15 protein-coding genes are annotated in these 16,578 nt (G+C 59.0%); 8 read left to right on the forward strand and 7 right to left on the reverse strand.

Annotated elements, in window-relative coordinates; genetic code table 11:
• The first annotated feature begins 65 nt into the window (after positions 1–65).
• Both ACFSKT_RS10850 and ACFSKT_RS10855 read left to right on the forward strand, forming a co-directional pair.
• Positions 66–2,207 (forward strand): winged helix-turn-helix domain-containing protein, encoded by a 2,142-nt coding sequence (locus ACFSKT_RS10850; RefSeq protein WP_377722751.1) that lies wholly within the window; start codon positions 66–68, stop codon positions 2,205–2,207.
• A 96-nt stretch (positions 2,208–2,303) separates the two neighbouring features.
• Entirely contained in the window at positions 2,304–2,924 is a 621-nt protein-coding gene (locus ACFSKT_RS10855; protein WP_377722752.1) for a DUF4386 domain-containing protein, read from the forward strand.
• A 37-nt stretch (positions 2,925–2,961) separates the two neighbouring features.
• Here ACFSKT_RS10855 and ACFSKT_RS10860 read toward each other — a convergent pair whose 3' ends face one another.
• On the reverse strand, positions 2,962–3,546 hold the full coding sequence (locus ACFSKT_RS10860) for a DUF1444 domain-containing protein (RefSeq protein WP_377722753.1): 585 nt from the start codon (positions 3,544–3,546) through the stop codon (positions 2,962–2,964).
• Between the two features lie 202 nt (positions 3,547–3,748).
• Between ACFSKT_RS10860 and ACFSKT_RS10865 the strand changes: the two genes are divergently transcribed.
• Positions 3,749–4,654: a helix-turn-helix domain-containing protein gene (locus tag ACFSKT_RS10865; protein ID WP_377722754.1), complete on the forward strand. Its 906-nt coding sequence runs from the start codon at positions 3,749–3,751 to the stop codon at positions 4,652–4,654.
• Between the two features lie 116 nt (positions 4,655–4,770).
• On the forward strand, positions 4,771–5,226 hold the full coding sequence (locus tag ACFSKT_RS10870; protein ID WP_377722755.1) for a VOC family protein: 456 nt from the start codon (positions 4,771–4,773) through the stop codon (positions 5,224–5,226).
• A 107-nt stretch (positions 5,227–5,333) separates the two neighbouring features.
• On the opposite strand, the gene ACFSKT_RS10875 is transcribed toward ACFSKT_RS10870, so the two are convergent.
• Complete coding sequence (locus ACFSKT_RS10875) at positions 5,334–6,338, reverse strand: SMP-30/gluconolactonase/LRE family protein (RefSeq protein WP_377722756.1); 1,005 nt, start codon at positions 6,336–6,338, stop codon at positions 5,334–5,336.
• 199 nt (positions 6,339–6,537) lie between these two features.
• On the opposite strand from ACFSKT_RS10875, the gene ACFSKT_RS10880 reads away from it, so the two are divergent.
• The 3 genes from ACFSKT_RS10880 (at position 6,538) to ACFSKT_RS10890 (ending at position 9,181) form a co-directional block, all read left to right on the forward strand.
• Entirely contained in the window at positions 6,538–7,080 is a 543-nt protein-coding gene (locus ACFSKT_RS10880; protein ID WP_377722757.1) for a hypothetical protein, read from the forward strand.
• A gap of 189 nt (positions 7,081–7,269) precedes the next feature.
• A complete protein-coding gene (locus ACFSKT_RS10885) occupies positions 7,270–7,860 on the forward strand; it encodes a TetR/AcrR family transcriptional regulator (protein ID WP_377722758.1) in 591 nt (196 codons plus the stop codon).
• A gap of 76 nt (positions 7,861–7,936) precedes the next feature.
• Positions 7,937–9,181 carry an MFS transporter gene (locus ACFSKT_RS10890; protein WP_377722759.1) on the forward strand — a complete coding sequence of 415 codons (1,245 nt, stop codon included), beginning with the start codon at positions 7,937–7,939 and terminating at the stop codon, positions 9,179–9,181.
• Between the two features lie 108 nt (positions 9,182–9,289).
• Here the strand turns inward: ACFSKT_RS10890 and ACFSKT_RS10895 are convergent, their stop codons facing one another.
• Positions 9,290–10,153 (reverse strand): alpha/beta hydrolase, encoded by an 864-nt coding sequence (locus ACFSKT_RS10895; protein ID WP_377722760.1) that lies wholly within the window; start codon positions 10,151–10,153, stop codon positions 9,290–9,292.
• 245 nt (positions 10,154–10,398) lie between these two features.
• Between ACFSKT_RS10895 and ACFSKT_RS10900 the strand changes: the two genes are divergently transcribed.
• A complete protein-coding gene (locus ACFSKT_RS10900; protein ID WP_377722761.1) occupies positions 10,399–11,241 on the forward strand; it encodes a hypothetical protein in 843 nt (280 codons plus the stop codon).
• A 59-nt stretch (positions 11,242–11,300) separates the two neighbouring features.
• On the opposite strand, the gene ACFSKT_RS10905 is transcribed toward ACFSKT_RS10900, so the two are convergent.
• From ACFSKT_RS10905 to ACFSKT_RS10920, 4 genes are read right to left on the reverse strand one after another with little or no spacing between them, the layout of a single operon-like run.
• On the reverse strand, positions 11,301–12,392 hold the full coding sequence (locus ACFSKT_RS10905; protein WP_377722877.1) for a glycoside hydrolase family 88/105 protein: 1,092 nt from the start codon (positions 12,390–12,392) through the stop codon (positions 11,301–11,303).
• A gap of 57 nt (positions 12,393–12,449) precedes the next feature.
• Complete coding sequence (locus tag ACFSKT_RS10910; protein ID WP_377722762.1) at positions 12,450–14,126, reverse strand: type 2 periplasmic-binding domain-containing protein; 1,677 nt, start codon at positions 14,124–14,126, stop codon at positions 12,450–12,452.
• Between the two features lie 40 nt (positions 14,127–14,166).
• Positions 14,167–15,066: a carbohydrate ABC transporter permease gene (locus tag ACFSKT_RS10915; RefSeq protein ID WP_377722763.1), complete on the reverse strand. Its 900-nt coding sequence runs from the start codon at positions 15,064–15,066 to the stop codon at positions 14,167–14,169.
• A 15-nt stretch (positions 15,067–15,081) separates the two neighbouring features.
• Positions 15,082–16,047: an ABC transporter permease gene (locus ACFSKT_RS10920; protein WP_377722764.1), complete on the reverse strand. Its 966-nt coding sequence runs from the start codon at positions 16,045–16,047 to the stop codon at positions 15,082–15,084.
• Between the last annotated feature and the right edge of the window lie 531 nt (positions 16,048–16,578).

Raw genomic sequence — 16,578 nt, forward strand, 5'->3', positions numbered from 1 at the left:
ATTCTCGATCAGGCAGCACGATTCCTCGCGTTGATGGCGAGTACACCCGATGGTAAGATGTGGATATGTCTACCCCTAACTTAACCACCAAATTTACGATTCCGCCCCGTCGGCTCCATAGCGTTCTCCGGCAGCGGTTGGTCGAGAAGCTGCATCTAGGTTTGCACCGCAAATTAACGCTTATATCCGCGCCCGCCGGTTACGGGAAAACGACATTAGCCGGCGAATGGATCGCCGATTGCGGGCGTCCCGTCGCCTGGCTGTCGCTTGAGGAAGGGGACGGCGATCTGGTGCGCTTCCTGTCCGGTCTCGTCGCCTCCCTGCAGACGCTCGAGGCGACGATCGGGGAAGGCGTGCTCGCCGTGCTCCAATCCCCCGAGCCGCCTCCCGCGGAATCGATGCTGGCGGCGCTTCTTCGGGACGCCGCCGCTATGGCCCCTTTCCTACTCGTTCTCGACGATTATCACGAAGCAAAATCAAAGCCCGTCGACGAGGCCATTGCCTTCCTGCTGGATCATCTTCCCGCGCACATCCACCTGGTGATGATCACCCGCGAGGACCCTCTTCTTCCATTAGCCCGGCTGCGGGTTCAAGATCAGTTGACCGAGCTGCGCGCGGCGGACCTGCGATTCACTTCCGCCGAAGTCGAAGGATTTCTAAACGGCAGCCTGGGACTCGGTCTCCCCGCGGACCAAGTCGAAACGTTGACTTCGCGGACCGAAGGCTGGATTGCCGGATTACAGCTGGCCGCACTCTCGATTCAAGGCGATCGGGGGGCCGAGCGCTTCCTGCAATCGATCACCGGCAGTCATCATTTCGTGCTGGATTATCTGGTCGAAGAAGTGCTGCAGCGGCAATCGGAAGCCGTCCAGCAGTTCCTGCTGCGAACCTCCGTCTTAGACCGCCTGTGCGGTTCCCTTTGCGATGCGATTGTGCCCGATTCCGGAATGTCAGGTCAGCAGCGGCTGCTTGAGCTTGAACGCCGGAACTTGTTCGTCATTCCGTTGGACCATGAACGACGATGGTATCGCTACCATCGCTTGTTTGCCGAATCCTTGCAGAGACGGCTGCAGGATAGCCTGGACCGAAGCGGCATCGCAGAGCTGCATGCGCGAGCAAGCGCATGGAACGAAACCCACGGTGCCGAGATCGAAGCGTTGCGTCATGCCATCGAAGCGGCCGACCACGAACGCGCCGCGCGACTGCTGGAAGGGGGCGGAATGCCGCTTCATCTCCGCGGGGCGGCAGGCCTTACGCTGAAATGGCTGGAGTCGCTGCCCGCCGCGGAGCTGGACGCCAGACCCGCCTTATGGGTGATGTATGGTTCCGTGCTGCTGATAACGGGGAAACCATCGCACGTCGAACCGAAGCTGAGATCGGCGGAGGCCGCGCTGGACGGCGCCGACCGGGACTTCCGCGTGCGAGACTTGATCGGGATGATCGCCGCAACCTGGGCCGCGGTGGCCTCGCTCCTGATGGCGGCAAAGTCGAATGCGGCCAGACGGGAGCTGCTGGCCGCGGAATCGTCCATGCAGATGACGGCGCAAGAGGATAAGACCGATGCTCTTATCGAGCTGATTGCCCCGGCGAAGGATACGGGAGCGGACGATAGCCGCGAGCTCGGACACGTTGTGACCCAGGCGCGCCGCGCGTTAGACCATCTTCGTCCGGATAATCTCCCCGTTCGGACGTCGGCCGCATGGATGCTCGGCGTCGCGTTCCAACGGCGCGGGGATTATGCCGAGGCCCGGAACGCTTACCACGATGTCATCGCGTACAGTCATCAGATGGGTCATAAACTGATGGCGGTCATGTCGCTGATCGGACTGGGGCAAATCGAGGAATCGGACAATGGGCCGCGTCAGGCGGAGGAATGCTACGAAGAGGCGCTTCGGCTAGCCGGCGATCTGCCGCTTCCGGCGCTTCGCGAAGCGCACGCCGGTCTGGCGCGCATTCGGGCGGCCCTCCAATCTGGCAGGAAGCGCGGTCTGATCGAGCCGCTCAGCCCACGCGAACTCGAGGTGCTCGCGCTCATCGCCGAGGGACTTTCCAACCGCGACATCGGCGCGAAGCTCTTCTTGGCCGTGGACACCGTCAAAGGGCACAACCGCAGAATTTTCGAGAAGCTCCATGTGCAAAGACGCACGGAAGCGATCGCGCGCGCCCAGGCGCTGAATCTACTCCCGCCCCCTCCTAAACCACACTAAAGTGTCTACTGCCCCTCCCGCCTCCTTCGCTATAATCCTACTAACATGAGCGAAGGGGAGATGAGATTGAACAGGATGGCAAGGGTGGCTGGGGCATTGTTTCTAATATCAACGGCGGCTTACTTGGTCGGGAGCGGGCTGTTGAATCCCGTTCTCCAGCGTGCCGAGTTGCTCGCGGGTCTGGATGCGGACCGAACAAATGTAATCGCGGGATTGCTGCTGGAGTTGATTAACGCGGTCGCGGTCGTGGGGATTGGTATGCTGCTCTACCCGATTCTCCGAAAGCATCACGAGGCGTTCGCGCTCGGCTATTTCGGTTCCCGGCTCATCGAGTCCGCGATCCTCATTATTAGTTTGGCCGGACCGCTCGTTCTCTTGGCGCTCGGCGACGAGTACGCGGCGGCGGAAGCCTCGAATCGTTCGCACCTCCAAGCGATCGCCCATGCAGCCGTGGACGCGCATGACCTGCTCTTCGAGCTGGCGATGGCCGTGCTCAGTTTAGGCAGCTTGCTCTTATGTTCGGTTCTCTACCGGTCGAAGTTGGTTCCGCGCGGGTTGTCCGCGATCGGCTTCATCGGGTATATCGGGCTGCTGGCTAGCAGTTGTCAGGCGATCGCCGGTCTAGACACCGGCGCCGTGCTGTATATTCCGGGGGCTATATTTGAGCTGGTGTTTCCGCTGTGGCTCTTAATCAAGGGAGTCAAACTGCGTGAATGAAGGAGGAGGCGCCATCCCCCTGGCTGGTTGCCGATTGCTATGCGTCTAACCGAACCCACTTCCCGGCGTTCCGCGTCCAAATCGCCTTGCTCAGTAGATGATCGCCATTCACCCAAATCCGCTCGATGACCGCTCGCATTTGCGCTATGCCTTCCTCCGATCGGATATCGCTGAACATCAGCACATCTCTCGCAGGGAACGCCACGGCATAGCCGGATGGCGCGTAGTCGTTCAGCGTTCCGTCCCACAGATCATCCAGCAGCAGCAGGCTCGCTTCGAAGCTGCCGTCCATCAGCAGCATGGTATACGCGGCATCCTGCAGCTCCTGCAATTGAAGCTCATGGCTCTCCGTTCGGTCGTACAAATGATCGAGACTTTGGGCCAGCAGCTGCTCCGGCGTCAGGCCAAGCTCGCGAAGGTCGCGATTTTGCACGTAGCGGTAGACGTCCATGCCTTCATCGTCGCACAGGAACGTGACGATGAATCCTTCGTTCCACGGCAGCTCGACGATGTCGTCTTCCGGCGACAGCGCATAGCCTTGCTCGTCCTCCGCTTCTTCGATCGCAATCGGCTTCAAATAGGGCAGCGCTTTATATACGGGGGATGGTCCGTTCTCGTTCATGGTGTCGTCCTCCTTCCTCTGGGGATATCGCTTGTCAAAACCATTTTACTCCAAAACCTGCCCAAGATCCGATACCTATAGTCTAGAGCCGTGCATCGCGTAAGACGCTTGCATTAACACCATTTATTTCCGCCTTGGAGGTGGAGAAATATGTTAAAATCGGGACGCATACCTGCAAATTTCTCCTAAGGAGTCATGTCCAATGGCTGCGCCCTCGAACAGAATGAAGAAGATTCCCGGTACGCTAGAGAAGACCGCTACCCATCAACAAAAAATACTGCGCCTCAACGGAATGTCCGCCATTGAATCGTGCACGCGCACGGAAGGGGCAACCGGGACGCTTTTCTTGGAAGACCATATGCTCTTGTTCGTGCTTGAAGGGGTGTACACGGTTCGGTTCGGAGCGGAGGTCCATACGGCGCGCAAACACCAGATGGTGCTGATCCATAAGTCCGTCGCGATCCAATACGAGAAAAGCGGGGAGCCGGATTCCGATTATACGCTCAACTACATCATGTTCTTCTTGAAAGACGAGGTCATCGGCGAGTTTGTCCGGATGGCGGACTATTCGGCTTCTGCCGAAGCCGACAGCAAGTCGACGATCTCCGTCCATCCGATCGATGACCGGCTGTTCAGCTATCTCGCGTCGCTGCAGCCGTACTTCCATGAACCCGAGCGGGTGAAGGATGGGCTGGTCAAGGTGAAGCTGCTGGAGCTGCTGTTCGGCATCGCCGACCGGAATGCCGGCTTCTTGTTCGAGCTCTCGCAGATGAAGCGCCAAGCGCGACGAAGCATTGCGGACGTCGTGGAAGCCAATCTCGCCAATCCCGTCTCCGTGCAGGATCTCGCCTATTTAGCCGGACGCAGCCTCTCCGCCTTCAAGCGCGATTTTAAGGCGATCTATAACACATCTCCGCTGCAGTGGATCCGGAATGCTCGATTGGATCAAGCGAAAGATCTGTTGGCCCATTCGTCGCTATCCGTCACCGAGGTGTGCTTCCGGACGGGCTTCGAGAACGTCTCCCACTTCTCCAAGGCATTCAAGCTGAAATTCGGCTTTCCGCCGTCCGCGCTCAAACAGCCGTCGCTTCCTCCGACATCAAGCTGAGCGAAATGAACAACGAATCTGGGCCTCCGAACAAAGCTCGATGCGCCATCGTCTGGTACGCTTATACCTGTCATTCCGATGATGTGCTGTGCCATTGAACTTAAGGAGGAATCCGCATGTCCGATCTCACCCTTCGGCAGGACGCTGCCGCCAACCCGATCGCCTCGATTCGAGGTCACCATATCGCGATCCGCGTGCCGGACTATGAGGCTGCAAAGAACTGGTACGTGGAAAAGCTGGGCTTCCGCGTCTTGCAAGAATGGCCGTTTGGCGATATGAACCTGGCTTATGTAGCCCCGCCCCACGACGATTCGTTCGTTATCGAGCTGATCGGAGACGGAGAAGCGAGCGAAGCGCCCCAGTATGAGGATCTCGGCAGCAGCTTACGCCAACCCGGTCATCATCATCTCTGTTGGAACGTGAACAACGTGGATGAAGCGATCGCGTATTTGGCCGCGCAAGGCGTGACGCTGGTCGGAGAGCCGTTCGAGGTGGAAGCGATCCACCGCCGCCTCGCGTTCTTCGCCGATCCGTGGGGAAATTTGTTCGAATTGGCTCAAGCGACGGCGTAACGGCTGCGACGGTTGCCGTTAGAAGCTGCTGAAATGCCACAAAGTCCGCCCGAACGAACACGTTCAGGCGGACTTCGCCATTCAAGGATAATTTTCACGATCGCAAACTAGCGCTTATGGTGATGCCCCCGGTGTTTCTTCTCCAGTTCGATCTTGGCGATGGAGGCCCCGATCCCCGGTTGGTTCGGCGCGTTGACGCCGCGGGCGACGTCGAAGTTGCTGACATACATCGTATCGCCGACGACGTGCAGACTGGCCGGGAATTCCAGAGGTCCGCGGCTGTCGTTGGCGGCCACTTCCTTGACTTTGCCCGAACGGGACACCTTCACGATCGCGTTGCGCTCATTGGCCGCCACGTACAAGTCGCCATCCGGTCCGAAGGCGATGCCGTCCGCGCCGTAGAGCAGCGGGTCCTTCGCGAAGCGCTCGACATCGCCGAAGGTGCCGTCCTTCTTGATTCGGACCCGATTGATCTCGCCCGCGCTCGTGTTGGCCATATACAGCCGACCGTCCCGGCCGAACGCCAGTCCGTTCACGGTAATCGGCTGCTCCGGCCGCTCGGCTGCGATGCCGCTCGCCCATACGGTGCGCTCCCCTTGCGGGGTGATGACGTAAATATTGCCCGTCGCCCCACCGCTCACATACAGGTTGCCGTCGCGATCAAACGCCAATCCATTCGCGCCGTCGACATCCTGCGCGAACGTCTCCACCTTCCCGCTCTCGACCGGCCCGCTTACCAGCGCATCGGCGGAGATCCGCAGAATGACGCCGTCCACGCCGCTGCCTCCACCGCTCGCCATGTACAAGTTGCCCTGCTCGTCGAACGCCATGCCGGTCGCGGACCTTGGCAGAACCGTCAGCGTTTCCAGCTGCCCCGTCGCGGGCGTGAACCGGAACAGCCGCTTCGAATCCATGTCGATCGTGTACAAGCGCCCCTGCTTGTCCCCGGTGATGCCTTCGACGCGCATGCCCGTCGCGCTATTCGGATCGAGATCGACCGCGATCGAGACACTCGCCGCTCGCTTTGTCCCCTCCGAAGCTTGCATCGCAGGTGCCATGACAGCAACCGCCACCATCGTAGCTGCTAGTACGGGAATCACCTTTCTCCTCAATTGCCTCGCCTCCTTAATCGCAATTTAGCCCATCGTAATAAGACTAACCAGCTGTTAAGGAACCCAATCAACATAAGCGGTAGATCGGATCACATCGGGACAACGGGCGCGCATCGCGGAATCGGAAACGGGGCCGAGGATCGGTTTACTTGGAACTTCTTTCATCTCCGCGTCGTCTAAGCTGGAGGAGGTGCTGGAAATGAAATTTGGTTTAGCAGGCATACTGCTCGGCGCGATTCTAGTTACGGGGTGCGCCAACGAAGCCGTGAACGTCCAGGACGTTGCCGTTAATCTGGAGGAGCACCAGAAAGAAAGGCAGCCCGCGAGCGAGGAACAAGTCATCGAAGCCTATCTGACCGACAAGCTCATGAGCCCGTCAACGGGCGATGTCAAATTCGCAGCCTTCGAAATATTGGAAGAGGATACGCAGGCAGGCAAAATGTACGCCTGGAGCTTAATCGAGGCGTACGACCTGGCCCGGGATGCCTCGGAGTCCACTCGAGGCGTGTCCATTCCGGTCGTCCTGAAAGTCAGCCGAACGAACGGATCGCTCGCGATTACCGGGCACACCACGCCACGGGACGGCAGCTATTATGCACCCGATGTTCGAGCGTTGTTCCCTGCCCGGATCCAGGACAAAGTGCTGCACTACTCCTCGCAGCACATCCAGTCCTTGATGAAAGAGATGGAAGAGAAGGTGAAGGCCGCCAAGGAGAATGGAATGCCGCGCCAGCAGTCCTGATGGCCGCGCGCCATGTCTGCTCATGACGTTCTGTAATCGTCCACGATGACGTCAATCACGCGCTTGCCCCAATCCGATGAATCCGATCCGCGATCGCCCCTTGAATTGCGACCGGTTAACGCCTATACTGAGTTTGTAGACTGGATAGTCGGTTTATTATTACGCCGCAGAGAAAAAGGTGAACGCATCATGGCAAGACCTGCCGGAGCGGGGGAACAAACGAAGAAACGGATCGCGCTAAAGGCGAAACCGCTGTTCGAGCAGAAAGGGTATTCGGCTACGACGATGGACGAGATCGTCGCCACCGCCGGATCGAGCAAGGGCAGCATCTACTACCATTTCAAGCGCAAAGAAGAGCTGTTCCTGTACATACTGGAGCTGACGATGCAGGAGTGGACCGATAAGTGGACGCGCGTCTCCACCCCTCTCCATACCGCGACCGAGAAGCTGTATGCTTTGGCCGAGTTGTTCGCGACGGATTTCCAGAATCCACTCTTGAAAGCGGCGGAGGAGTTCGCAGGGAGCGAGATGGCAGACCCGGACATTCACGCCCGCCTGATCGAGATGACGCGGATGCAATATCCCATTCTTCAGGAGCTGCTGGAAGAAGGAATGGCAAGCGGGGAGTTCGAGCCGTACGATACGAGCGAACTCATGTATATCGTGCTCGGGCTGCTGGGCGGTCTCGGGGTCGCCTATTACGACTTGGGCACCGAGCAAATCATTCCCCTCTATCGCAAATCGATCGATATTCTGCTCCGGGGCATACAGAAAAAATAGACGCCCGAAGAACGCTAAATTTTTTTGCGCAATTAATAGACTGACTAGTCGGATTAATAATAAGGAGTGATGAGACGTGAAAGAATTGTTCCGCAATCGGGTGTTCCTCATCGTCGCTTCGGTCGATCTGATCCAACAGCTGGGCATCTGGGTACGCAATATGGCGCTGCTGTTCTACGTCATGGAACAGACGGGCAACGATCCCGTCGCCGTGTCGCTGCTGACGGTGTTCGAATACTTGCCGATCTTCGTCTTCTCGATGATCGGCGGCACGCTCGCCGACCGCTGGAACCCCAAGCGCACGATGATCGCGGGCGATGCCCTGAGCGCCGTCTCCATCGCCGTCATCCTGGTCTTCATCGAAGCGGGATGGTGGCAGGCCGTATTCGCGGCGACCATCGTGTCGGCGATCGTCAGCCAATTCTCGCAGCCTTCGTCCTCCATCATGTTCAAGCGGCACGTGCCGGATGAGCTGGTGCCGGCGGCGATCGGCATTACGCAGAGCTTGATGTCCCTGTTCGTCATCGTCGGGCCGATGATCGGCACGACCGTCTATGTCTGGCTCGGCGTAAGCACGTCGCTGCTGATCCTGGTGATCGCCTTCGCCGCCGCGGCGCTGATTCAGCTGGCGCTTCCCGCCTATGTGAGGGAGAAGCGGACCGAGCATAGCTCCGTATGGAGCGAGATGATGATGGGGCTGCGCTACGTGGGCAGTCAGCGCAATCTGCTGCTTATCACCGCGGCCTTCGCGCTGATCGGACTCGGCTCCGGCTTGATCCAACCGCTGGACGTCTTTCTCATTACCGAGCGGCTCGGATTGGATAAAGAGGACCTGAAATGGTTCTATGCGCTGTCCGGCATCGGCATGCTCGTCGGCGGCGGAGCCGCGGCCGCATTCGGCCGCAAGGCGAATCCGCGCATCGTCGTCGCGTCGGCCATCGTCTTCCTGGCGGCGTCCATCGTCGTCGAAGCGCTGTCCGTATGGGTCGGCTTGACGGCGACGATGCGGTTCTTGGTCGGCGGCGCGGTCACCTTCATGCAGATTATTCTCGGCACCGCGCTCATCTCGATGGTCGCGGAAGCGTATATCGGACGGGTGAACGGAACGATCGTGCCCGTGATGATGGCCGGCATGCTGATCGGCTCGGGGCTCTCTGGTTTCCTGATGAAGTTGACGGGGCTCGTCCCCACGTACATCATCGCCGCGGCGATCGTATTGTTGGCCGCTCCCGTCGCGCTCCGCATGAAGATCGCCAAGCCGGAAGATGCCGCGGCTTCCCAGCCGCTCGCCCAAGGCGAAACGGCCGACGCCGTCCATTAGCTTCGCGCCGCGCGATAGCCCATAGACATTAAGCCGCCCCGGGGCCATCTCGAAGAATGACGCTCGGGGCGGCTTTTGGCGTGCGCGGTTCTCGGTTCAATCTTCCAATTACGATTCGAAATGCCGGGCGAGGAACCGGAGCGCGAGACCGAGCCACTGCGCGGCGTCGGCATTCAGCTGCTCGTCCTTCCCCGTCACCTTCGTCGCGAGGCTGAGGCCGTGACCGCCCGTCTCGAACACATGCAGCTCGTAAGGAACCCCGTGATTCTCGAGCTGCAGCGCCAGCTTGAGCGAATTGCCCGCAGGGATGAGCCCGTCCCCCGCCGTGTGCCAGAGGAACGTCGGCGGCACGTTCGGGGTCACGTGATGGATCGGATTCGCCAGCGTGATCGTCTCCTCCGTGAAGTTCTCGCCCAGCATTGCCGTGTCGATCTTCCGCATCAACGCCTTGAAGTCGTCGTCGGCACCGCGAAGCGCGATCGCGTTCGTGTGCGCGACGTCCAGCCACGGATAGCCGAGGATGAGGGCATTGGGACGGAGCTGCTCCGGCTCTGTGCCGAGCTTCTCGCTAAGGAAGGCGTCCTGCCAGCGCGTCGCGAGGGAAGCCGCCAAGTGACCGCCGGCCGAGAAGCCGCAAATCGCGATTTTGTCCGGATCGACGCCCCATTCCGCGGCGTTCGCTCTGACGGTCTGCATCATGCGGGCCGCATCGTACACGGGATTCGGATAGGCCGGATTCCCGTTCGCCGTCGTCGTGTAGCGCAGCACGAACGCGTGGTAGCCGGCGGCGAGGAACGTCATCGCGATCGGTTCCGCCTCCCGGTCCGACGTGTACATGTAGCCGCCGCCCGGACAGACGATGACGGCGGGACGCTTCCGATCCGCCTCGATTTCGCCCGAGTTATCCAACAAGTACTTCACATAATACGTTTCGCTGTCCGATTCCCACAGCTTGCTTTGTTCGACGCGCACGATCATGCCCTCCTTTTGGTTTGGCTGCAATCGCTTTCGATGTACTCTCGTAGCCATTGTAATCCGATTCTAGCGGGGCGACAATGTCCAATTGGCTTTTAAGCTCAAGCGACGGCCTGTGTGAATGTCTGCCTCTTCCTTGGGGAATGACTACGTAGTACCAGATTCATCCAAGCGAGCGTTCGCGGCATGCATCGCGCAGAAGCTTGCCATAGGTCAACTCCTTAACAAGGAAGGAACCTGCTATGTCCAGCAATGCCTATTGGTATATTGGCTTAAGCATCGTCAGTCTTCTCGTGTTAACCATCGCGCTGGCGCGGGCCAAGTCGCTTCGCGCCGTGTTCCACGTATTCATGATGACGCAGATGGCGTACTTGATCGAGACGGTCATTTATATATTTGGCAGCAGCTACTTTTATCGTCCGGGGTTTCTGAAAGACAGCGCCTACTTCGACAGCAATATGGGGGCGCTTACCTCCAACATGCTCGTCATCCCGACGGCCGCGCTCGTCATCGCCGTCTATCGCCTGCGCTGGAAGGGAATCGCGGTCGCCATCGCGCTGATCGGGGCAATCGAGTGGCTGTGGGTCGAGCTCGGGCTGTACACGTTAAATTGGTGGCGTATCGAATATACGGCGATCGGATTGACCATGTACTTCCCGTTCGCGCGCCTCGTCTATGACCGCCTCCGCCGTCCGGCAGCCGGGATACTCCATTCGTCGCTTCTCTTCCTGGTCGTCGCACCGATTCTGGGAACGCTGCACATCGTCCCCATCATGCTGGTCATGAACCGCAGCTACGATCCGGGCTGGTTCGGCGATCCGCCGCATGATACGACCGCCTTCTCTTCCGTGTATTACGTCGTGATGGCGCTGGTCATTGTGACGACAATGAAAATACAACGAGGCCATACGTGGGTCAAATTCCTCGCGATCGCCTCATTCATCTTCATCGTAACCCGGGTTTTATTGGCGACGGAGCTGCTCCGCATCCATGTGTGGTGGGATCCCTGGTACTATTGCTTGTTCCCGTCCACCGCCTACTTGCTGTTAAAGCCTGTAAGCGCTCGCTTGGCGAGAGGCGGCTGAACCGTCTCGCCGCAGACGAAAGACGCCTGCTCCTCGTTGGGAGCAAGCGTCTGAACCCTTTATTTCGAAAGTTCCGTTGCCTCTTCTTCAGCCTGTTCCTTGACCTGTTCCTTGGCCTGGGCTTGCGGCGCTGCCTCCAGCACCGCCGTCAACAGCGCGAGCGCCAGCCCTTGGCCCCAGCCCTGCGCCCATTTGCGGTCGATGGCGAGATAGCCGGCGACGTCGTTCATAACGGCGGTGCCGCCGGATACGTTCCGGACCCGGCCGTTGTCCGCAATATTCGCGATGACGCCTTCCAGCGCCTTCTGCACGTATTTGGCGTGCAGCGGATTATGCTGCATGACCATGGCGGCGGCGATGCCTGCCGTTGCCGACACTTCCCCGTAAGCTTCCGGATTGTCCAGCACGGTGCCCCAGAGACCGTCCGTCTTCTGCAGTTTCTTGATCGCGGCCAGCTGATCCCGCAGAGAACTCCAAATATGCATCATCGGCGGATACAAATACGCTTCCGGCAGCACTCTTGCGGCGCGGGACATCGTGTAAGCCGCCCACGCGTTGGCGCGCGCCCAATAGATGCCCGACATGTGATCCTTCTTGATGTTGTTATAGCCGTGGTACCATAGCCCGCTGTCCTCGTCCTGCAAGTAGTTGATATGCCAGAAGAACTGGTGCAGCGCGTCGTCGACGAGCCGCTTCTCGCCCTGCATGATGCCTACGCGCAGCAGGAAATAGGCGGCCATGAACAGCGTGTCCGCCCAGCACTGCTCCGGAAAGTCGTTCTTCGCCGACACCGTATGTTGGAGCACCCGGTCGCCGAAACGGAGCGCCTTGTTCTCCAAGTAGTCCACCTTGCTCATGATGAGGTCGAGATATCGCTGTTCCCCGGTCTGCTCGTACAAGGTGATCAGCATATGTCCCATCGCGCACGTGTTCACCGTCCAGACGGGCAGCCCCGCCTCGATATATTCGTCCACCCATGCTGCCATCCGCTCCAAATACGCCTGCTCGCCCGTCACCTCGAAGGCGCGGCTCACGCCGTAGTAAGCGACGCCGCCCGGCCAATCCCACGTCAGGTCCATGCCGAATGTGTATTCGACTACGCGGTCGATCGTCTGCTTCAGCTCGGATTGGTCAATCGAAATTTTCACGATGATGCGCCTCCTTGTTTAAAGCCCCAGCTGGGGGCTGGGGCTTTGGAAAATTTACCTCTAGTTAAACTTACCCGCGTCGATCGCGGCTTGCTTCTCGTCGAGAATCTCTTGGTAGCCCGCTTCGAGGTACGCTTTCTTGGCCGCCTCGTACGTCGCGGCGAACTCTTCCGGCTTCGCGAGCACGCACTTCACGTACAGCTCTTGGAAGAGGGCGTTCAGATCGGCCTTGTACTCGTTCACCTTCTCCAGCACGACGCTGAACAGAGCGTCCGGCGTGCGGAACTCGGCATATTTATCGTAGTACTTCAACAGATCTTCCGCCAGGTACTCATAGCCTGCAGGCGCCCATTGGCGAATATAGGCCTTGCGCGTCACGGCAGGATCGTCGTACTGCACCATCTCGGTCACCAGCGCCCAATAGTCCTTGTTATTGTTCTGCGCCAGGACAGATTCGCCCTTGAAATCCGGGTTCTTGACCGCGATGCCGTCGGCGTCGAGCGTGTAGTTCTGGCCTTCCACGCCATTCTGCAGGAAGAACAGGTTCTCCTTCTGGCTCATCCACTCCAGGTACATCCAGACCGCCGCGCGCTCTTGCTCGGTGGACTCGTAGTTGATGCCCATGATGAAGCCGAACGGCCAGTATGCGCGTGCCTGCGGCTTTTTGCCTTCCGGCACGCCCGCCGCCGCGTCCAGCACGGCGAATTCCGCGCCCGGGTTGTTCGCAAGCGTCGCGGTCAGCACGTCGGTGTTGCTCGCGAGGTAGAAGCCGAAGCTGCCCGTTTTGCCGGCGACGAACTCCGCTTTGATTTTCGGCTCGTCGTCGCGCAGGTAGAATTCCTTGTCGATGAGGCCTTTGTTATACAGGTCGTTCAGGTTGCGCAGGTAGTCTTCCGACGCCTTGGTCGTCAGATCGGCCACGCCCAGATCGGAATAGAGCGCGCGTTCCTTCGGATCGACCGGCCAGTCGCGGAAGGCGTAGCTGTAGATGTAGTTGTTCTTCAGCAAGGATTGGGCGCCGACGCCGAGTCCGGCTTCCTTCCACTTCGCCAGCATCTCGTTGTATTTCTCGAGAGAGGTAATGTCCTCCACCTTCATGCCGACCTTCTCCACCCAGTCCTTGCGGATGATGTTCACGAAGTTATCCGCGGCCGGACGCGCGGCGAAGAAGAAGGCGTTCTTGTCGTCGACCTTGCCGTATTGTTCGATCGTGGCGCTCATGTTCTTCCAGTAGGTCGGCGCGTAGTTGGCGATCTCGGCGTGATCCAGCTCCTGCATGACGTCCTCGCTGTAGTAAGCGAGCGCCTGCGGCATGTCGTAGTGGAAAATGATATCCGGCGCCTTATGGGAGGCGAGCAGCTGCTGGTAGTCCTTCACTTCGCTGCTGCGCGTGATCGGCACGAATTTCACGTTGATGTTGTACTTGTCGCCGAATTCCTTCTGAATCCAACGCGTGTAGAAGTTGTCGGTGACGTTCCAGCCCTCGAACGCCCGCTCGTAGACCGGGATGTCGAGGTTGACCTTCTCGGGGAAGCCCTTCGAATAATCAGGATACTTGCCGCCCTCGGCCGCGGCATTGTTGGTCTTCGTGCCCGTGTTGGTTGTTGCCGGCGCCGGGTCGCTGCCCTTGTTGTTGCCGCCTTCGGAATTGCCGCCCCCATTGTTCGAACAGGCAGCCAACATGCCGCCCGCCATCACGACAGACATGAGCACGGATGCGAATTTCTTTGTTCTCATCGCCTTTTCCCCCATCGATTCATAGTTTTGGATTGCCGCGTTACTCCTTGATCGCGCCCAGCATGACGCCCTGAACGAAGTACTTCTGAATGAACGGATAGATGCACAGGATCGGCACCGTCGCGAAGACGACGCACGACGCCTTCAGCACCTCCGGATTGCTCAGCGACACCTGCGTCGCCTCCAGCTGGAAGCTCTCGGTCGCTTGAATAACGAGGTAGTACAGCTTCAGCTGCAGCGGGCGCAGGTCGACGTTCTGCTTAATGTAGAACAGCGCGTCCATGTAGGCGTTCCACCGCCCCACCGCGAAGAACAGCGCGAGCGTCGCCATGATCGGCTTGGAGAGCGGCAGGACGACGCTCCACAGGATACGGAAGTGGCCGGCGCCGTCGATCCGCGCGGATTCCTCCAGGCTGACCGGAATGCTGTTGGTCAGCGCGCTTTTCATAATAAGGAGGTTGAACGAGCTGAACGCGAGCGGCAGGATGAGCGACCATATCGTATCCAGCATGCCGAGGCTGTTGATCAGCATGTACTCGGGAATGATCCCGCCGCTGAAGAAGAGCGGGAACGTGAAGATGATCGTCAGCGCCACGCGTCCTTTGAGCTGCTTGCGGGATAGCGGGTAGGCCGCGCAGATCGTCAGGATCATGCCGAGCAGGGTGAACAGCGCGGTGACGACGACCGACACGTAGAACGAGCGCAGAATGCTCGCGTCGGCGAAAATTTTGCCGTACGCCTCGGTCGTGAAGCCCGCCGGCCACAGAAACACTTTGTTCGCGATGACGTACGCGTCCTCGCTGAACGACTTGGAAACAACGTGCACGAACGGCAGCAGACAGGCTAGCGAAGCGATGATCAGAGTGAGGCGGATCAGCACATCCCATAGGTCGAAGCGCCGTCTGCGAGACGCGATTAACGCGCCGCCGGTTGCTTTCATGGTAACGCCTCCTCTCTAGATCAATCCGTCTTCGCCAAGCTTCTTGGCGATCCGGTCGGCGAGCAGCACGAGCGCAAGCCCGATGACCGCCTGGAATAGCCCAAGCGCCGTCGCGCGGCTGAAGTTGCCGCTCTCGATGCCCCACCGGTAGACAAGCACCGGAATCGTCGTGGTGTATTCCGTCGTGGCCTTGTTCTGCAGCGCGAACACCCGCTCGAACGAGCCGTCCATCACCTTGCCGAGGTTCATGATGAGCAGCGTCACGATGGTGAAGCGAATGGACGGGATCGTCACGTTCCACATTTTGCGCCACCTCCCTGCGCCGTCGACGGTCGCCGCCTCGTACAGGTCGGGGTTGACGCCGCTGATCGAAGCCAAGTAGATGATCGTGCCCCAGCCCATGCTATACCAGACGCCGATCGCCAAATAGCTGATGAGCCAGTTGGTATCGTCCTGCAGGAACGGAATGCGCGTGCCGCCCAATGCCTCGATCGCGTTGTTCACCATGCCGCTGCCCTCGCCGAGCAGCTGGTAGGCGATCGCGCCGATGATGATCCACGATAGAAAGTGCGGCAGGTACAGCAGCGTCTGGTTGACGCGCTTGAACCGGATGCTCTTGATCTCGTTGAGCAGCAGCGCGAGCACGATCGGCATCGTGAAGCTGAAGATCAGATCCAGGAAGTTCAGCAGCAGCGTGTTGCGGACCGCCTTGGCGAAATCGGGCTTGGCGAAAATATCCCGGAACACCTCGAAGCCGACCCATTCGCTGCCCCAGAATCCTTTGGCGATCTTATAATCCTTAAAGGCAAGGACAAGACCGGACATCGGAGCGTATTTGAACACAAGCACGAAGGACAGCGGCAGCAGCAGGAGCAAGTACAGCTGCCAATCTCGCCTTAGATAATGAGCGATCCCCTTGGATTCCTTTTTAGATGGTTTTAAAGCGGTTTCAAAATTCGCTGAAGCGCTTTCAACTTTCACGGACTCACCTCCCCCATCTCGTGCATCTAATCGTTCGCCGCCGAGCCAACAGGGCCGGCGGGTCATGTCTGCATCATAGCCGCTTCATTTCGTCCCCGACAATCGTGAGGTTTGATTCCGCTCGTCATTTTTGATTGCAAAGGCGGCATTTCGCGCATTGGTAAGGCTTACATAATCAATTTTGATGTCCCATAATCAATTTTGAAGCGCGTCTCTCCCTCCCCCTTCCCCCTCCGCCAATGCTGTCAAGTTAAGAGGGCTGCGCCCCGTTGACCCCACTTTTGTTGCTCCCTCCTCCCACCTCCTCCGCCGAGGAGGCTCCAAAGGGCTTTGCCCTCTGGACTCCCTTTTTCGTACTGCCTCAATTGTTCGCGGTCGGCGGGTTGCTTCGAGCCGGCACGCTCTTGTCCTGACGGACAAAGCTTCATGCGTTGGTGCCCTTCCCCTTCCCTGTCCACCACCGGGTGACAGAGCGCTCGGAGCGTCGGGGTAGAACTTTAAGCATGCCAATTAGAAGATATAAATTCTTTC

It is taken from the genome of Paenibacillus xanthanilyticus (assembly GCF_042682185.1).
Classification (GTDB): domain Bacteria; phylum Bacillota; class Bacilli; order Paenibacillales; family Paenibacillaceae; genus Paenibacillus_Z; species Paenibacillus_Z xanthanilyticus.